Source organism: Streptomyces sp. NPDC001530 (genome assembly GCF_042894545.1).
GTDB lineage: Bacteria > Actinomycetota > Actinomycetes > Streptomycetales > Streptomycetaceae > Streptomyces.
The window spans coordinates 252,901-270,675 of the sequence record NZ_JBIAVS010000011.1; the positions used below are offsets into that span (position 1 = coordinate 252,901).

12 protein-coding genes and 3 pseudogenes are annotated in these 17,775 nt (G+C 66.8%); 6 read left to right on the top strand and 9 right to left on the bottom strand.

All coding sequences use genetic code 11. The annotated features are described in order from the left end of the window. Positions 1-1,070 precede the first annotated feature (1,070 nt). Together ACFY0T_RS24060 and ACFY0T_RS24065 are read right to left on the bottom strand one after the other, a co-directional pair. Positions 1,071-4,040 carry a hypothetical protein gene (locus ACFY0T_RS24060; protein ID WP_388874083.1) on the bottom strand — a complete coding sequence of 990 codons (2,970 nt, stop codon included), beginning with the start codon at positions 4,038-4,040 and terminating at the stop codon, positions 1,071-1,073. Next, the gene (locus tag ACFY0T_RS24065; RefSeq protein WP_388874086.1) at positions 4,037-4,921 is read right to left on the bottom strand and encodes a hypothetical protein; all 885 of its coding nucleotides are present in this window, start codon (positions 4,919-4,921) and stop codon (positions 4,037-4,039) included. Before ACFY0T_RS24065 ends, ACFY0T_RS24060 begins: the two co-directional genes overlap by 4 nt. A 488-nt stretch (positions 4,922-5,409) precedes the next feature. Between ACFY0T_RS24065 and ACFY0T_RS24070 the strand changes: the two genes are divergently transcribed. Together ACFY0T_RS24070 and ACFY0T_RS24075 are read left to right on the top strand one after the other, a co-directional pair. Next, positions 5,410-5,559: a hypothetical protein gene (locus tag ACFY0T_RS24070; protein WP_388874089.1), complete on the top strand. Its 150-nt coding sequence runs from the start codon at positions 5,410-5,412 to the stop codon at positions 5,557-5,559. Positions 5,560-6,856: 1,297 nt separating this feature from the next. Then, positions 6,857-7,207 (top strand): annotated as a pseudogene (locus ACFY0T_RS24075) (long-chain fatty acid--CoA ligase); the annotation flags it as partial. A 111-nt stretch (positions 7,208-7,318) separates the two neighbouring features. Here ACFY0T_RS24075 and ACFY0T_RS24080 read toward each other — a convergent pair. The 3 genes from ACFY0T_RS24080 to ACFY0T_RS24090 form a co-directional block, all read right to left on the bottom strand. Continuing rightward, positions 7,319-7,741 (bottom strand): hypothetical protein, encoded by a 423-nt coding sequence (locus ACFY0T_RS24080; RefSeq protein WP_388874368.1) that lies wholly within the window; start codon positions 7,739-7,741, stop codon positions 7,319-7,321. 724 nt (positions 7,742-8,465) lie between these two features. Then, entirely contained in the window at positions 8,466-9,503 is a 1,038-nt protein-coding gene (locus ACFY0T_RS24085; RefSeq protein ID WP_388874092.1) for a chitinase, read from the bottom strand. 743 nt (positions 9,504-10,246) lie between these two features. Further along, complete coding sequence (locus tag ACFY0T_RS24090; protein WP_388874349.1) at positions 10,247-10,726, bottom strand: DUF6194 family protein; 480 nt, start codon at positions 10,724-10,726, stop codon at positions 10,247-10,249. Positions 10,727-10,773: 47 nt separating this feature from the next. On the opposite strand from ACFY0T_RS24090, the gene ACFY0T_RS24095 reads away from it, so the two are divergent. Beyond that, entirely contained in the window at positions 10,774-11,523 is a 750-nt protein-coding gene (locus ACFY0T_RS24095; RefSeq protein WP_388874095.1) for a MerR family transcriptional regulator, read from the top strand. Between the two features lie 27 nt (positions 11,524-11,550). Here the strand turns inward: ACFY0T_RS24095 and ACFY0T_RS24100 are convergent. Next, positions 11,551-12,369 (bottom strand): annotated as a pseudogene (locus tag ACFY0T_RS24100) (helix-turn-helix domain-containing protein); the annotation flags it as partial. Positions 12,370-12,551: 182 nt separating this feature from the next. On the opposite strand from ACFY0T_RS24100, the gene ACFY0T_RS24105 reads away from it, so the two are divergent. Then, positions 12,552-13,289: a VOC family protein gene (locus ACFY0T_RS24105; protein ID WP_388874098.1), complete on the top strand. Its 738-nt coding sequence runs from the start codon at positions 12,552-12,554 to the stop codon at positions 13,287-13,289. 219 nt (positions 13,290-13,508) lie between these two features. Here the strand turns inward: ACFY0T_RS24105 and ACFY0T_RS24110 are convergent, their stop codons facing one another. Both ACFY0T_RS24110 and ACFY0T_RS24115 read right to left on the bottom strand, forming a co-directional pair. Next, positions 13,509-13,775, bottom strand: coding sequence for a hypothetical protein (locus tag ACFY0T_RS24110; RefSeq protein ID WP_388874101.1), 267 nt, complete (start codon positions 13,773-13,775; stop codon positions 13,509-13,511). Further along, positions 13,772-13,930 (bottom strand): hypothetical protein, encoded by a 159-nt coding sequence (locus ACFY0T_RS24115; protein ID WP_388874104.1) that lies wholly within the window; start codon positions 13,928-13,930, stop codon positions 13,772-13,774. Before ACFY0T_RS24115 ends, ACFY0T_RS24110 begins: the two co-directional genes overlap by 4 nt. Positions 13,931-14,569: 639 nt before the next feature. On the opposite strand from ACFY0T_RS24115, the pseudogene ACFY0T_RS24120 reads away from it, so the two are divergent. Beyond that, positions 14,570-14,725: pseudogene (locus ACFY0T_RS24120) on the top strand (DUF4291 family protein); the annotation flags it as partial. A 259-nt stretch (positions 14,726-14,984) separates the two neighbouring features. Here the strand turns inward: ACFY0T_RS24120 and ACFY0T_RS24125 are convergent. Next, positions 14,985-16,298, bottom strand: coding sequence for a vanadium-dependent haloperoxidase (locus tag ACFY0T_RS24125; RefSeq protein ID WP_388874107.1), 1,314 nt, complete (start codon positions 16,296-16,298; stop codon positions 14,985-14,987). Positions 16,299-17,114: 816 nt separating this feature from the next. Between ACFY0T_RS24125 and ACFY0T_RS24130 the strand changes: the two genes are divergently transcribed. Beyond that, on the top strand, positions 17,115-17,630 hold the full coding sequence (locus ACFY0T_RS24130; protein ID WP_388874352.1) for a DUF4291 domain-containing protein: 516 nt from the start codon (positions 17,115-17,117) through the stop codon (positions 17,628-17,630). Positions 17,631-17,775 lie beyond the last annotated feature (145 nt).

Genomic DNA, 17,775 nt, shown 5'->3' on the forward strand with positions numbered 1-17,775 from the left:
CGTGAAAGCCCATCTCGTGCTCGCAGGCAGACTGCGCAACTCCTCCTCCTGCTCCTCGGCGTTACGCGTACCGCTCGGGCAGGACTTCCAGTAGGTGCCTCCACTGACGCTGGCCCGCGCGCACGCACGTGCACCCGCAGTTGGAATCCGACGGGTTCCTGGATTCTGGAAGGGCTCATCTAGCGAACCCGTAGGCTGCTGACGGCCAGCGAGCCCATCGGCCGTCGGGTTCAAGGTTGAGGAGTGCCCTCCCCGCCCCCTCCAGCCAGGCCGGCGCTGGCAGCTGCGGGCGCACGGCCGCCCACTCCGCGTCCGTCATGTCCGAGGGATACCGCTGTACCCGGTCCGGGTGATCAGCCGCGTTCCCGTACGCATGCGCGAGACAATCGCACGACCCGACGGACGAGTTGAATCTGGGCAGGCGCGGGCGAGTGCAACAACGACAACAGATCCTCCTGGAAGTGCTCCGATCGGTTCGCACCCCCGAGCTGCCAAGAGGCCCTGCCTTCATGCACCCGGTCCCAGAAGATCACCCGACCAGGAACCCTGTTCGACCCTCACGTTCCAAGATCGGTTGAGATACGGCTTCTTACGGCAGGTCGCCTGTCTTGGGAGCCACCAAGAAGCGCCTGGTGACGTAGCCTTCAGCGCCTGTCACGGGGTCGTGCTGATGACGGCCCTGGGAAAGCTGAGCCGGAAGATTTACAGCGGGCTGGTTACGCACCCTCTGACCAGCCAATCCGCCGACCGTAGTTCCCTCCGGGGGAGGCATGGGGGACTCGGTGATCTGGACGCTCCTGAGCGGCGAGCACCGCTTTAGGAGAGCAGCTGAATCCGTGGGCCATGGCTCCTACCTGCTTCTTTCGTCTCCAGGATGCCATCTGCAGCTCCTGTGAGTGCAGGTTTCGTCTTTGGTTCACGGCCAGATTCACGGCCACTGAGCTTTTCGGTTCGGGGTGACGTCATGCGAGCGGATTGTGGCCGTTCGCGTCGCGCTCCGCCTGGCACGGGGACCGGTATGGCCGCATTGCCTCAGCCGCCTGGCGGCGGGATACATTTCTGGCGACCTGTCAGGCGATGATCACGTGGTCCTTTACCTGGCCGGGGAAGACGGTGCCGCGCCCTGGTTGTGGCCGGTCAACGATGATGACGATGTGATCGGCAGCCATGCGCTGCACGGTACCCAGGAGATGCTGGCTGAACTCGTTGGTCTCGACCGGAGCGATCACCTGACGCGCGCCCTGATGACGCGCCCAGACAAGTCCCTGGATGAGCCAGGACACGTGACCTTGGCCGCCGGGCCCGAGTACCTTCACCGACAGCAGCCTGATCCGGGGCTCTGCCGCGTGGACGGATTCGAGCAGGTTGAGGGCCCGTGCCGTACCGTCGGCCGTGTCACCTGCGTCGCCCTCTCCGGTGAAGTCTGCGGCGTTGGCGAGGTGCGCGGCGATCCTCGGGTGGTTGAGGTCCAGTCCGGTGCCGAGCACCGCCACCAGGAGACCAGTGGCCGTCGCGGCCGGGAAGCCGACCGATGCCGAGGCAGGGGTTGTGCGGCGAGTGGCTGTCGGTCGAGGGAGCGTGCTCGGGGTGAGCCGCACGGCGGCCGCTTTGAGGCGTTGCAGTAGGTCGATGACGTGCTCGTGGAGGCCACAGCCGTCTGGCAAGGAAACGTCCAGGAATGGCAGGTCCACAAATCTGTGGGCCAGCATCAGCCCCCTGTGCTCGTCCTCGCTCGCTACACGCAGTAGGGGCCCAAGGGCCCCATCCACGCTGTCCTGCTGGCCGTTGCGTGCTCGTACGGCCGCGACCGTGAGAAGAGTGTCAACATTTGCTAGCCAGTCTGCTCGGTCGCGGCCCGCGATGCCTTCGTCATTGACCCCGCCTTGGCGGTCGAGCGCCTGCTGTGCTTGCTCCTGTGCCCTCTCGATGTCGTCCCGCAACAGGCCAAGGAAGGCACGTCCGACGGCGATCTGAGGTGTTTTGAGCGTCGTGACCGTCTGACCAGACCGTGGGTGCTGCCGGATATGCACCGAGAACTCTGCCGCTGAGTTCAGCAGTGTCTCTGCACCATCCAGATCGTGCATGGTGATGCGGGCGTAGGCCTGGTACGCCAGCGCGGCCTCGCGGCGGCGCCGGTCCCATCTCTCCCACTGCGCTGCCGCCGCGGCGAAGTACTCACCGGCTCGGGCGTGCTCGCCGGTGCGCAGGCGGAGCAGGGCCGAGATCTCGTGCGCTTCGGCTGCGGCGGAGCCGCTCACCGCGCGCAGGCGTGCCGTGAGCGGGGCGATGCGGTCGGCCAGTCGTCCAGCCTCCTGCGCCTGGGCGAACAGCAGTACGCGTTCGACCGCATCGCGCACGCCCAGTGCGAGTCGAACAGCCTCTTGCTCTGTTACTGGCGGGCACTTGCCGGAACGCAACACGTTCCGCAGCGCAGTGTGGGCGGGGGCTGCGTTGCGCTGCTGGTCGGTTGAAAACCCTAGCAGCGCTTCCCTCATCACGGTGTCGCCCTCGTCCATTAGCGCGAGGACACCGGCCGCCGAGAACCGCTCGCCGCTGGTGTCCAGCTGGTTCGAGGCCGCGGCGTACCTGCGTACCAATCGCCGTGCATGTCGCGGTCGGCCGGCGAAGTACGCGCAGATCGCCTGGTTGTACCAGGACGCCGTATAGGCCGGGTCGAGGCTTGCGGCATACGCGCTGGCCTTCTCCGCGATGGCGAAGTTGTTCCGGTAGAAGGCGCGGACAGCACATGCCTGGAGGGATAGGAAGTGACGGTTGGAGGTGCGGGCGGCCGCGACGAAATCCTCCAGTGCACGGGGATCTCCTTGCCTCTCCCGCAATACGCCGCGCAGCACCAAGGCGTCCGCGTCGCGAGGCCGTTGCGCGAGTAGCGCCGCCAGGTGTGTGCCGGCCTCGTCCTCCCGACCTGCACTGAGGAGCAGCAGCCGGGCCAGTTGCAGTCGGAGATCGATGTCCTCGGGGTCCTCGGGATCGTCCGCCAGTGCGCCTGTCGCCAGTTCCTCGGCACGGTCGTACGCCTGGAGCTGTGTCGCGATGCGGATGCGCAAGGCGATGGCTCGCAGGGCCGTTTCCGGGTGGGCCTGGGCCTGTTCGGCGTATTCATCGGCGAGTTCCACGGATCCGGCGGCCATGAAGTGCTCGGCGTAGGTGAGCCGGAACTGCGGGATTGTCAGTGGGGTGAGGTCGGGAAAGCTCGCCAGCGGCCCGCGCTGGGCAATGTTCAGTGCGCCTGGCGAGCGAGTGGCCGAGACATACGTATTGATGTCAACGGTACCTATCGATATGACTGAGGGCGACTCAGCTGGCCACCACCGGGCCGTGCGCCCCCTGTTGCCCGCAGTGGCGACGAAGTTGCCATGAAGGTGCTTGACGTCTATGAACGACTCAATGGCCTCTTCGACCCTGCGTGCCAGGTCCGGATGGCCGGTCAGATCCACGCCCCCGGCCATGAAGACGAAGCCGATATCGACCGGGAGCAGGCTCTCCAAAGCGGCGAGCAGATCGGGAGGGCTGATGAGCCCCTGGGGACCGCGGAATGCCTTGACCACGACGAGCTGACAGCCGGGGTCGTACAGAACCTGCCGGATAGCCTGCACGGTTCCGTGACCACAGATGTCTTCGGCCCCTTCCCCGGTGACGTCGCGGGGATCCTCCGCGAGGCGTCCGGCCAGGAGCGGATGGTCACGCAATACGCCTGAGTCGATCACAGCCACGCGGACGGATTGGACATGGTGAATCGGCATGATCGGACAGGGATACGGCGTGCACGCGGCTGCCCGTTGCATGTCGGGGGAGTCCGGCCACTCGCTTCGAGCGCTTCGCCATCGCGCGTCACCCTCCTGAATCTGCTGTGCCAGGGTGGAGTAGGTGGGCACGAGGTACCCGCCGTTCTCATCGCGCACGTAGTGCAGCGCCAGGTCGGTACTGTGCAGGCCCGGCGAAGCTGGCGGTGCCCCGGGGGCCTGCTGGAGCTCCGCCCGCAGGTGGGCCAGGAGTTGAGCGGTCTCCTTCAGTCCGGTCACTGTCCACTCCTGTGCGACTGATCGTCGTTGCCCTCCTGAAGTACGCCGATCTGCGCGGGAGGCGCGAGCCGGAGCCGGAGTTGCGCGATGTCCCGCGTCTGCCTTCCGTCGAGCAGGAGGCGGACGACCGCGGTACCGGCCAGCGGTGTTTCCGAGCCGATGGTGATCGGGATGGTCAGCGACTCCCGGGCGGCGAGCGTGTGCCCCACGAAGTACTGGTAGCGGGACTTCGCCTGATCAAAACGCAGTTGAACGAGCTCCAAGGTCACCCAAGGGGAGTGAGGTTCTCCTTCGACGGCGGGGATCGCATCAGCCACGACTTCTTCTCGGGCGATCTGGCGAACGAGGGCTTCCACGGAGGCGGGAGGCACGGGTTGCCGGAGCCGGTAGTACACCGTCCGGTCGTGCACGCGCTCGATGATTAACTCGAAGTCGGCGGCCACCGTCCGATGGGCCTCGTCTCCTGCCCCCTCACGGAAGGAGACGGCAATGCGAGGCGAGGGCTGTGCCCGTGGGGGCGCACCGGACCGAGTGCCCGCGTTTGTGCCTTCCTCAAGCGCGCCGAATACCCATTCCACCTCGTTGATGGAAATACTTCGGTCAAGGGTGTTTGTGACGTCGATGCGCAGAGAAGGCTGTGTCGAGGCACCAGGGAGAGCGCCAGCCGGATAGGCCTCCAACGCCTCGGTCGGCTCCAGCACGTATTCGCGCCTGCGGTGTCTCTTCAACCGGTAGTACGGCGTTTCGGCCAGCCACAGCCGACCCGCCACCCTCGGGCTGCGGTCACGGTGTAGTTTCACCCATGCGGACACACCAGTGCCCGCAGCCAGCACGGTGATAACGATGCCCACCACGATGGTTACAGTGCTGTCCGACGTCATGACTCCCCCGCATTGCCCGACCCCCGCCCGGACGACCGAAACGGCGTCCGTTGTCCTCCGGAAATTCGTGTCCCGTTGATACCGGGTGGACTGCCGAATTATCTCGAGTAGACCAGCTCACGACCAGGGGTCTGCTGGTGCTCGCCCGATGCAGATCAGCAAACTCTGCATGACAATTTTCTCACTGTTGCACTGGTTGCTCAATTTATGCCAGGCGGATTCCACCGGTCATCGCAACACGTGATCGTTTCGAGCCTGGACGCTGGGCAGGACTTGACCGTCGGTAATCTGGACGCGAGCGGCCATCGCGTGGCCGTCGCACACCACGTACCGGTAGCCGCCCGTTGCCTGGACGGTGTGGGTGGCCGGCTCTGGGCAGGGCGCGTCCAGCCGGTCGTACGGCCAGGAGCTGACCGCCATCGTCGACGCCGCGCTGCCCGTCGCCCGCATACCGCCGACGTCCTCGCCCAGGACAGCAAGAAGATCCCGTGCTCGGCGAGTTCGTCCTGCGGCTGGTCGGCTCCAACGTGTGCACCGAGGACTCCATCACCGGCTTGGTCAGTACCGGATGGAAGAAGACACACTCGTCCGCAACCGGAGCGTGGCCCAGGCCCGGTACGACCGGTATCTGGAACTGATCTCCTAGGAGCGCACGTAGGTAGGCCCAGGTGGTTGATGCTCGGCTTTCCAGCTCCTGACCCCTGAGCTACGAAGTCACAGTGACGATCGCAAGTGATCCCGCCCGGCGCTGCCGACGGCAGCTTGGGTGCGAGAGCGCCCCACGGCCGTCCTGATCTGTCAGACGCGACGCCATGGCCATGCACCTCGAACGGTGATCGCCTCGTCGTGCGGCCTCACGGAGGCAACGTCGGAACGCCCGCCATGGACGCGCCAGTGGCTACCCCATCACCCTCACTGCGCATCACGACGTCCTGATCTTCCGCGTTCCCCACGAGACAGCCGCGACTGCAATCGTCCGGCCGCCACAATTGCCGCCGCGCGACCGCGCAGTTGGCCGGCCAGACCGCCACGCGCTGTCGGGGGAGGCGGCGTAAATCAGTAGCGGCGACGGCATTGCAGCCCCGTACCGCGGTAAACGAGTGGCCAACTCGTATCCCCCTCATAGTGTTCGCACCCTTTTCCCGCATGCACGGCACCAGAGTCTTGGAGGTTTCCGATGACGGAGTGACCGGGAACCGGCCGTCGGCCGACGCAGTAGAGACGGCCGATCCCCTCAGTGCGAAACGCAAGACGCTCTACGACTGGGCCAGCACGTGGGACGTGGAGCACCGAGGCCCGGAGCCGCACTGAAAGGGCGGCCGGACGCTGCGCTACCGGGAGTCGGATGTCGACCAGTACATCGAATCTCAGCCGCGCGCTGACTGACGCACAAGAAGTCCAGATGCCAGGAGGCCGACGCGTTGGCGAAGGAGGAAGCGTACGACCACTGGAACAGGTCTGGACCGATGCAAGGAGAACTGGACTTCGGAGTACCCCGGGCCTGTCCCAAGGGCTGATCACAGTGGTGGGACTCGTCGGTGCAACGTGAGCAGCGGGCAAATAGAGCCCGGAAATGTGAAGAGGGGCGGTTTGGCCGATGGGTGATGTGTTCTCTCTTCAGAGGCCCGCCGCGAGTCGGCTCTTCGACCTCGACGCGCGGATTCGTACCCTGTGTGCTCTCTTGTTCGACGCCGCCTTCTGCCGCTGTGCGTATCGCGGCTGTCCCTGCACTGCGAGCCGGGCGACGCTCACCAGCGAGGTCCTCCGGCCCGGTGCCGGCGCCGCAGCGCCCTGGAGTTGCCACGACTTCCGGTGGGTTGCGCGCGACCTTGAAGCTTGACCGCTGGGATCCTCCAAGTATCGACCGCCTGATCATCATGAGGCGGCCGTCTGCAGCGCGCAGGGCATATTGACGTGAGGTGGATACCGCGCGCCGTGCGCACGCATGCCGTGATCCTGTACCACATGGTCCCAGGTGACGGTCGCCCCGCCGTCACCACTCTGATCACCCTCGACCTCGACGGCATCACCGACTGGCGCCAGATGACCGGCAAGCAGCCGGTTCCGGCCGAACTCCTCGTCAACGACGAGGAGTTGCGCCAGATCCTCCAACGAGCAGTGGACGAAACGAACAGACTCTTCTCCCGGCCGGAGCCAATCCGCCGCTTCGCCATCCTGCCGGTGGACTTCACGGAGGAGGCGGGCCACCTGACCCCGTCGATGAAGCTGCGCCGGGAGGCGGTTCATGCGGGACTTCGGGCAGAAGGGGAGGAGCCGTACGACCGGCGAGCCGCGCGGGGCAACGGGGACACGCCGGGTGGGCTGTGCGGGCTCAGGCGTGTCCCCGCCGCGCGCTCGGCTCAGGCGCGAGGTCGCATCAGAACCGCTTGTTCACCGTCAGCCGCAGTGGACGTCCGTCCACTGGTCGCCCACCGCTCTGCCGTTGTTGGGAGCCGTCACCCAGCCGCTGACCGTGACGCAGTGCCCGTCCATGCTGGTCAGGCTGACCGGGCCGGCGTATTCGTAGAAGTAGTCTTCCTGCTTCTTGAATCGGTCGCCCTGCCGGATGGTGACCTTGAGCAGGTGTCTCTGCCCGTAGTACTTCCGCGCGACGTTGACCACACAGTTGGTGCCACCGTTGGCGCTCGAGTAGAACAGGTGGAGCGTGCCCCACACGGCCCCGTCGGTGTCCTTGATGTTGTACGTGTCGATCTCGGAGCCGGCGCATCCATAGGCACCCTGCGCCGCTGCCGAAGCGGTGGGCGCGGCAGCCAGGCCCAGTCCTGCGGTCGCGGCGAGCGAAACCAGGCCGATCAGCAATTTCCGCGCAGTGCGTCCTTTCGATGGGGTAATGCAAGCGAGCGCGCCAAATGAATCATGCGGTGCGGAGCGCGTGCATCTGATCCCCGGGAACTGGCGTCATCGCGCCACGCCGCTGTCGAGGCAAGCACTCCGCAGGCGCTCAGCCGGTGACGTCTTCAGCCCGGGGCGTGGACTGTGCGGGCTCCAGGGCAGCCGGCAGCGGTGTAGAAGGCGGACGAGCCCTGCCTGGTGCGATGAACGCGTTTCTTGGCGACCAGCACTTCTTGGCGCGTGCGCACGAGTTCGACTTTGATGCTGCGGTCGGTGTGAGCCTCCGCGAGCGCGGAAGGAAAATGGGTGATGAGCCTGGCGTCTACGTACGGGTGGTTCCGGGTGGCTCTCCGCCGACCGGAACTGCAGCCGCGGCCGTCACACGTCTCGCTGTCGCCGATGCGCTTGCCGCTGTCGCCCTTGGCACCACTCAGCTTCGGAAACCGGAGCCGCCGCGGGTGGTGCACGTGAACGAGCCGCCGGACCCACAAATGCGGTGGGGAATGCCCGAAGATGATCAGTGAGCGGGTGCGCGAGCATCCGCCTGATTGCCTGGGCATTCCCCGCCGACTGGAACATCGCCGCCCGCCTGCGGCGGCACAATGTCCGCGCCGACCCGAAGTCCGACTTCGCCTGCGACTCACCGATCCGTCAGGGGACGGCATGCCCGGTCGAAGCAGACTGACGGGCCCTAGCTGATGCCGACGCCGCGCGTGAACGGCGCGAAGGTGTGGCTGAAGTACCAGGTGTCCTGGGCGATCCCGGAGCAGGAGTTGGCGCCGGCGGTGCCTACGCAGCCGCCGTTGTCGCGCTGGAGTGCCCAGAAGGAGAGTGTGTTGATCCCCTTGGCGACGGCCCAGTTTTTCACCGTGACGGCGTCCTCGGTGGTGAAGGTCTCCTCGGGGCCGTAGTCGTCGATGCCGGGCATCTCGGTGATTCCGATCATGCTCCACAGCTTCGACGGGCTCTTCTTCGGGTAGAGGGTCGCCAGTTGAGCGTGCAGGCCCGCGGCGGCCGTCTCGGTGTCGGCTGCCATGTCATGGGTGGCGCCGTCCCAGTAGTCGAACGTCATGATGTTGACGACGTCCACGCGTGCGCCGTTGTCCACGGCGTTCTGCAGCAGGGCCACACCACTCGGCGCGAGGCCGGTGGCGGTCGTCGGCAAGGTGTAGGAGAACTGCACGCAGTGGCCAGTGCGTTGGGCCCAGCGCTGGACCTTGGCGATGGCCTTGTTACGGCGGTCTGTCCCAGCGGTGTTGTTGATGGAGTCGGCCTCGATGTCGAGGTCGATCCGGGTGACGCCGTAGGTGGTGACGAGGCTTTCGTACACCTTGGCGATGGAGTCGACGCTGGTGCAGCTGTCGGCCAGCTCGGTGCCGGTGGTGTCGGCGCTGTAGCCGCCGAAGGACGGGACGACGTTGCCGCCGCGTGCCTGGATCGTGGCGATGTCGCTGCCGAAGGTCGTCTTGGCGATCGGCTGGGTGGATTCGCCATTCCAGTAGGCGGTGCACGAGCCTGCTGCGGCTGTCTGGAGAAACGCCATGGTGAGGTACTTGTTGCCCGACTCGGCGGCGAGCGTGGCCGGGCTTTCGCCGGTCCATGCCTCGAAGTACGGCGCCGCCACGTGGGCGGGCATGGGCTTCGCGGAGTACGAGGGTGTCGACTGCACGGCGAGCGCGTCACCTCCCCCGAGGGCAACCAGCCCGGCTGACAGGGCGGTCGCGGTCATGCAGGACAGAAAGGCGCGAAAAGGATCAGGTCGTCTCATTGACGCTCCCATGGTGAAAAGAGCAGGCAGGGACAGAGGAAAGACAGAACGGAGGGATGTCCGCCGGGTCGGTACGCGTGGGCGAACTCCCCCTGACCAGGGGCGAACAGCGACCATCGTTGGACTAGACCAATCATCTGTCAAGGTTCTTTACAATTAACTGACTCGAGTTGATGTCGGAGGCCTGCCCGTGCGGTTGTGGTTCCGGGGCGGTCCAGCGGCCGCGCAGCCCGTCCGTGCCCGGTGCGGCGTGGCGGATCTCGATCGCACCGACGCAAGGGGCTACGGGTATCGCCCGACGATTTGCCGCTAGGCCTGAGGTCCACTGCCTCGAAGTCCCGCTCGCCGGAGGAAACTTGAGTAGTCGCCGACTCATGACACTCGACAACGCCGTTGGCTCCGCCGCCGGAACGGCAAGCCGAGGGCTTTCGCGTGTGACCACGCCGAGTCGGCCTGACCGCGACCGCCAACTGCGTGGCTCAGAGCGCGGTCTCACCGCCCAGGGGCTCCGGCCCGACTAACCCGGAGAGTCCGCATAGTCGCGCCCATGGTCATCAGATGCGTCCGACGGATCCGGTGCTCCTGGCCTGGCTCTATTCCGCCCCCCGCCGGGCGTGGTGCTCTCGCAGTCTTCTCGACCGCGACCAGGAGTAGTGCCACATCAGGCAACGTTCGCCCTCAAGTCCGCTTGATCTGGAACCGTGTCAGTCATTCTCCAGCGACCTTCGCGGTTCGTGTCGCCGCGCGAACCTGGCACAAGCAGCGTCGTGGGCGCTGCGCAGAAGCTGCACGACCGTGTCCGTTGTCCTCTCACCAGGATTGACGACAGTGATCCAGCCGAGTGCCCCGTATACCGGGTGCGGCATCACGCTGTCGGCGGCTGCGTAGTCGCGAGGTCGGGTGAGGCTGCGCGGTTCCTCCCCCGTGAGCTCCCGGAACGTCGCACGGTCGGCGTGGATGTTCACGCGCCAGCGGCCCGGAGGGTCAAGGTCGGAAGCGGCGTCGTCGGGGTAGTTCTTGATGACGATCGTCCCGTAAGGCTGGACGTTCTGAGGCAGCTGACCGTCGGGGGCGTAGTAGAAGAACGCATCCCCCCACGCGAACTCGGGGAAGTCGCCGCCCGGCTCCGGGACAACCACGAGCGCGCCGGCGAAGCCTCGCACGGTCGCGATGATCTGTTCCATACTCATGGTTCAAGCATCACCTTCAAGTGCTTATGTGGGGTTGGCCGATGGGCGAGCTGGTGAGCGGTTCGCAACGGGTACCGCTCCGAACCGCCGATGTCGCCATAGAGTCGGGGTACTCGGTGCAACAGGTTCGCGACCTGGAGCGGCTGGGAGTCATTCCCCCAGCCGTTCGATCGAGCAACGGTTACCGTTCCTACACACCGCTGCACGTACACGCCCTTCGCGCCTACCGAGGACTCGCAGGTGCTGTTGGCCCTGTCACAGCCCGGCAGATGCTCGCAGAACTGCGTACAAAGACGATCGCGGAGGCAGCCTCAGCGATCAACACGGTCCATGTTCGGCTCGCGCAGGAACGAGAGGAGGCCCTGCGCGCTCAACAAGCGTTGCGTGCGATCCAGGCCGAAGCGAACACACCCGAGTTCGAGCAAGAGAGTGACGCGATGACGATCACAGAGCTCGGCGGAGCGCTCAATGTACGTCCCTCCACCCTGCGGTTCTGGGAGGAGGAAGGGCTCGTCACCCCCGAGCGAGTGACGTCACTGCAGGCACGCCGGTACGGACTTTCAGCCGCCAGAGCGGCCCGAATCGTTGCGGCCCTCCGCGGCACCGGTTACAGCATTCCCGCAGTGCGCGAGATCATGGGCTCCCTGCACCAACTCGACGGCCTGGGAGAGACCCAACGCATCCTGCAACAACGTCTTGACCAGATCGCCACACGGACCGTGGCGCTACTCCGAGCGGGCGCAGACCTGGCAGCCGTCGTTACGGCCGCCCAGGAACCGACGACCACCTAGTCCGTATCAGGCAACGTTTGCCCTGGCGGTGCGCAGGTAGCGGCAGAACTCCAGGAACTTCGACCGGTTCTTGGTCTTCTTGATGTGGCCGTAGAGCTGGTCCTTGGCCAGGTCAAAGGCGGCGAGCAGGTGCCCGACCCCGTGCGGGCGGTTGTAGGTCGCGCGCCGCCCGGGCCTGGGCTCGCGGTCGGGATCCTTGCCCTTGCTGCCACGCTCGGCCCACTGCCGGCCCGGATGCGGCTGGAGGTTGAGCGGGCCGAACTCGTCCAGGCACAACACCACTTCCGGCTCGTCTTCGTCGGGTATGACTTCGCCGTCAGCGATCGCGTACAGGTGCTCGACCCGTGCCTTCTTGGCCGCGTAGTCCGGGTCGCGGGAGGTCTTTCAGGTCTTCACGCGTTGAAAGGAGACGCCTTCCTCGCGGAGCAGGATGCGCAGACCCTCGTGGCTAATGTCGTCGACCACCCCCTCGACAACCAGGAAGCCCGCCAGCTTGACCAGGCTCCAGGTCGAAAACGGCACGCCGTGTTCGGCCGGCTTGGACTTGACGATCTTCTTGATCTCGCGGCGTTCGGGCAGCGTGAAGATCCTCGGACGGCCGCCTTTGTATTTTGGGTGGAGCGAATCGAAGCCGTCGGTATTGAAGTTGTGGATCACGTCCCGGACCCGGTCCGTGCTGGTGAACGTCACCTCGGCGAATTTCGTCACGGCCATGCCCTGTGCAGGCAGCAGCACCATCTGCGCCCGCGGCCAGGTCACCACCGACCCGGTACCACGACGGATGATCCGCAGTAGCCGTCTGCCCTCGTCATCGTCGATCTCACGGATGCGTACTCGTTCTGCCACCCGCACAGCCTCACGGCCAAGCGCCACCCGCGACGGAACCCGGGCGGCGCGTCACATCACATGAGGGCAAACGTTGCCTGATACGGCACTGGTTGGCGAGGTGAGCATTGCGGCTGGTGAGTTGATCTCTGTTTGGCGACGGTACCTGCGGATGTCGTTGCAGCGTGCATAGGATCCCCGGCATGGCACTGCGACCTGTTCTGGTGAACATAAAGGCTCTTGATGACTCGGCGGTCGGCGGGTTCTGGGCGGAGGCGCTCGGCTGGAGTGTTTCCGGCTCGGAACCCGGCGCGACCGCCGTCAAACCCGCTGGCTTCGACTGGCTGGACCCGGTCGGCGTCTGCGTCGACGTCATCGCCGTCCCGGAACCCAAGACAGCAGCAAAGAACCGTGTGCACGTCGATCTCGCCACTACCTCTGCGGCCCATCAGGCGGAGTTGGTCGAGCGTCTCCAGGCTCTCGGTGCGACGCCCGCCCACGTGGGCCAGGGCGACGTGCCGTGGACGGTCCTCGCCGACCCGGAGGGCAACGAGTTCTGCGTGCTCGAGCCGCGGGAGATCTACCGGGACACCGGGCCGATCGCCCGGGTGGTGGTCGACTGCGCGGATCCGCAGGCCATGGCCCGGTTCTGGGACGAGGCGCTGGACTGGCCCCTGCACGAGGTGACTGACGATCATGCGGTGTTGCGCTCCGCCAAGGGTGTCGGCCCGTATCTCGAGTACCTCCGCACCGGCGTGAAGACCGTGCCGGACCGCGTCCATCTTGACCTGGTGCCGGACCCCGGTGACGACAAAGCAGCGGAGGTGGCCCGGCTGCGGGCCCTCGGCGCCACCGATCTCGACCTCGGCCAGGGCGACGTCCCATGGACGTGCCTGGCCGACCCGGAGGGCCACGAGTTCTGCGTCCTTGCCCGGTCCTGATGCGGGGCCTTAACGACACCCCGACATGTGAGCCCTGTCTGCTTATGCGCCATGACGCCGGGTGGGTTGGGCTGCGGCATCTGGGTCGATTCGGGCGGCGAGAGCTTGCGTGTACGGGGCGAGATCAGGTCGCTCGCCAACCACAACGCTCAACTCGCCGACTGAAGTGCCCAGTCACAGCTCATGACCGCCCGGAATGAGGATGGTTCAAGGCACGGGTCAACTCCCTTTGGCGGTTCGAGCTGCTTCGAGTTCCTCCGTCCGTTCCTCAAGCTCACCGCGTTTCTCGGCAAGCTCCTGTTCCAACATGACGACGCGCCGCTGAAGTTGGTCGATGTCCGGTGAGGCCCCGAGCCCGGACTCGCTCCATGCCTGCTCGCCAAGCTGCTCAGAGAGCCGCTTCTCCAACTGACGTACTCGCGCGGCGAGACGGGTGTTCCGCTCCAGCGCGTTGGCGAGGTCGGCCTGCAAGGAGGCTCGACTCACGGCAGCAAGTCGTCCTTCCTCGACGGGCGTGTTGGCAGCGGCGTGAATGCGTTCGAGCAGGTCACGGTGACGGTGATGGCCTGCTGGATCTGGGCCCGGTCCTCGTCGGTGAGGTCGCCGAGCTCCTCTCGGACCCGTTTGACCAGGCGACGCACTCAGCTGATCTCGTCGTCCGAGGGCAGCGTCTCGCCCTTGGCCCAGCCATCCAAGCGATTCCGTGCCCGTCCAACCCGCCTTGCGGTCGCCGACCAGGGGCCACCGCGAGGAGCACACCGACCCGTTGCCCCCCTCCGCGCCGGTGGCCTTATCCGGAGAGCCCTACTCCCACACACGGCTACCGCGACGTCGACGGCACGGGCTCAAGCAACCGGGTCACCGGCGTCGCCAAGACCCCGATCGCCCGCGAGACGCACTCATTCATCAGCGGCGACGACCTCGGCTCAGCAATCCGGCTACGCCCCCAAGAGCGCCCCTACCCCGCCGCGGACGAAACACCGGCCAACCCGCGCTCATGACCGGACAGGATCGCCGAACACTCAACCGTCGTTCCGGGGAGGGTGCGTCACAGGGCATCACAGACCCGCCCGGACGGGGGGTCAGGAGACCCGTTCGAGACGACCTCGGGGGCGTCTTGCCCGGCGGGTACCGCTCCGGCGCCGGAGACCCCGGCCAAGTAGGCCGTAGGTACTGAGAGCCGTGGCACCGGCTATCCGCACGGTGCTGCGGTCGACGCTCTCCGTCGCAGCGAACGGCACGTCGAAAATCAGGGGCCGCCTGAACCGGCCGACTCCACGCTGTACGCCATGGAAGAACCGCAACGCAGGATCCGTGCGGCCCACTCGGAATCCACGATCACCGTCTACCAGGCGTGCTCCCCGGAAATGGGCCTGCCCACCGTCCGCGACGACCGTTTCCCCGCCGCATGGAAGCGGGACAGGATGACGTGGGTCATCAAGGCGCGTTCACAGCCTTTTCCCTGGAGTGCGCCCGCTGAGCTGCCGGGCGCGCTGCTCCAGTTCGAGTCGTAGCCCCCAAGCAGCCACTCTGGGCCGCCCCAGTCGCACTTGCCGCGGAGGAGGCACTCCCAGTCCCCGCTCGGTCTCTGTCAGAAGTGGCCGACCCCTGCAAGGGAAAGGTCTACCCGTGAACCAGTACTCAAGGCAGGATCTGAAACCCGGCTCGACGCCGGGTTCTCTTCGGCTCTGTGGTTCAGTCGGTGTCGTCGCCGCACTTCGGCTCGGCGAGCCTGTCCTGCCGAGCCGTTCGTGTCGGCGGGGACGGCTGGGTGCCGTCCTTGGCGACCGGCTGGAAGTAGTGGTCCAGCGCCCAGGCGGCCACGTGGGTGCCGGCCCGGCAGCCGGCTACGTCCGCCGTGCGGGAGTGGACGCCGCCCCACACACGGGCGTCGACGACATCCCGGTTGAGGTCGTCGGCGGACCCGTAGAACCGCGTGGTGCCGGTGACCTCGGAGGAGAAGTAGAGGTCGATGCGCGAGGTGCCGAGGGCGCCGGTCAGGGCGCGTGCCACGGCAGCGGCGACGGTCGTATGGCCGGCGATGTAGTCCGGGTGCGGTGGGGTGAGGAGCAGCGGCTCCCAGGCCGGGTCTGCCGTCGTCGCGGGGTTGCCGTCGGTGTCGGCGAGGCGGATGGCGGTGATCGGCCGCCAGGCGCCGTAGTGGAGCTTGGCGTCCCATGCGGTGACGACGGCGTCGGTCGCCGACGCGTTCACCGCGGCGAACAGCCGGGCCGTCTCGGCGATGCCGAGCCGGTGCCGGGCGGCGTGGTCTCGTACGGCTGTCTGGACCTGTGCGACCAGGTTGCCGCTGAAGAAGAGGACGGTCTCGGTCTGCTGCGCGCTCCTGCCCGAGCCGGTCTTCGCGCCCATGGCCTTCAGCTCCTGAAAATCCTCGGCGTAAGCGGTCGAGGAGAGGGCGGGTGGTCCGCCGGGACGGAACTGCTGCGGGGAGGCGAGCAGGAGCGGGCGGAGCCTTGCGAGCCAGGTGTCGATGAAGGGCTGGAACGCGGGCGGGGTGGGCCGCCAGACCCCCGGTGCCGGGGAAGCGGTGAAAGGAACGTCCGCGAACCGGCCGTCCCCTTCCCGGAGTTCGATGATGCGGGCGGCAGCGCGCCTTCCGTAGTCCACGCCCCGGTCTCTGGCCTGACCGGCCGGAAGAGCGGCGAGCGAGTCCGCGTAGGCAGCGTCGAGCCGCTCCTTGAACGCAGGGAAGCAGGTGAGCAGCACGTGGTGGGCCGCAGTGGCGGCGGCCGCCGCGGAGGATGCCTTGGCCGGACCGCGCTCGCGCCATTTGTACAGGGCGTAGCCGCCTTCGATCCCCACCACGGCGTTGTACACGGCGACGGAGACGAACCCCTCCCAGATCGCTACCTGCCCGGAGGGGCGTGGGCCAAGGCTGGTCTTGATCGTGTCGGTGGCGATGGCGTTCCACTCGCGGACCACGGCTGCCGGGACCGCCGCCGTCCGGGTGTCCGCGTCGGGGGGACTTGTCGCGGCGGTGAGCGTCACGAGAGCGATGGCCGTGACTGCGCAGATGAATCCCCGGACACGTGAACGCGGAGGAACGGGAAGAGGGGGCTCTTGATACACAGCGTCCTCCATGGAGTTGAGTGCCCAAGGCTTAGCAACGGCCCACTGCGCGAGCAAGACAACTCGCCGCGAACCGGGCAGGCCTAGGGCTCCCTCGAACGCCTCACCGCCCGCTACGAGGAGATCACCGCCGGACGGACCCTGCACCCACCCCGGGCCCCGGCGAACCGCGCTGCAAGGGGCAGGGTCGCGAACCTGCTCGCCGGCCTCGACACCGAACGCGACCAGGTGCTCCCGTTCGCCTTCGACTGGCGGGTGCCCTTCGACAACAACAGCGAACAGGCTATCCGGATGGCCAAGGTCCAGCAGAAGGCCGCCTGGCAGCATCCGGTCAAGCGATCATGCTTGGTCGGGCAGCTGGATCACGCGGTCGTGGAACCCGGCTGCGTTGAGGGCTCAACAGCGCCAGGTTCACGGACTGACACGCCATCACACGCCAACGAGCCCCCTCCCGGGCGGGAAGGGGCTGAGAGGCCACGCGGTCACGCGGTCACGCACAAGCCTGGAACGGACCTCAGACCCACTCCACCTCGGAGACGATGTGCGGGGAGCGCCAGGGCCCGGCAGCGGCGTCCGAGAGGACACCATCGGCGTCGGCGGGCGAGGGCTAGACTCACCGACCGCAGCCAGCGCAGCCGCCACCTCCTCGCTCACCCCCGCCAGCGCCTCAATTACGCGATCGGGTGCCTCGCCCACATCTGCCGAAGAGCTGCGCGCTGCCGCAGGAGGTCCCCGATCCGTTGGACGTGCTCCGGGTCGATGGGTTGGTGTCGAAGGGTCTGTGAGCAAGGCTTGACATGGATCAAGCCGTCGTTCCTGTGGATGATGTACCGCTGCGGCTGGGGCACGAAGCCGGGGCAGGAGACGGTTCTTGCTGTCGAGATCGCTCGCGACGGCTTCGAGTGGGCGCTGCGCAACGCGTGCCTGTCGAGTTACGCACGTGGGTTGCACTCCGACCGCAGCACCTGGCAAGGCCAGTTGAAGCGTTCGCCGGCCCGCGTCCAGTGGGACCCTGAGCGCGATCTGCACCTGCAGCCCCTGCCCTACCGCTCGCTGCAACTCGGGCTCTCCGGTGAGGCCGTAGAGCGTTACGCGGACGAGTGGACGGTCTCGATCAGCGACGTGACTCCGCTCGCCCGCGAGATCCACGCACTTTTCAGCAGCGGCGACCTGGACTCCGCGACCCGACTGCTGCCCAAGGAGCAGTCTTACCCCGTCGAGGACGAACTGATCGCCCACCTACGCCCGTGACCGGGCACGCTCGTCGAAAGGCCGGCATCGCTCCGGCTCCCGAGGCCGAGAAGGATGAGATCCCGTCCTTCCGCCCGACGGGTGTGGCGCAGTCGCCCGATCGGCGTCCACACGCGCTCTCGTGCCGGTCGCTCCGCCGGCCGAG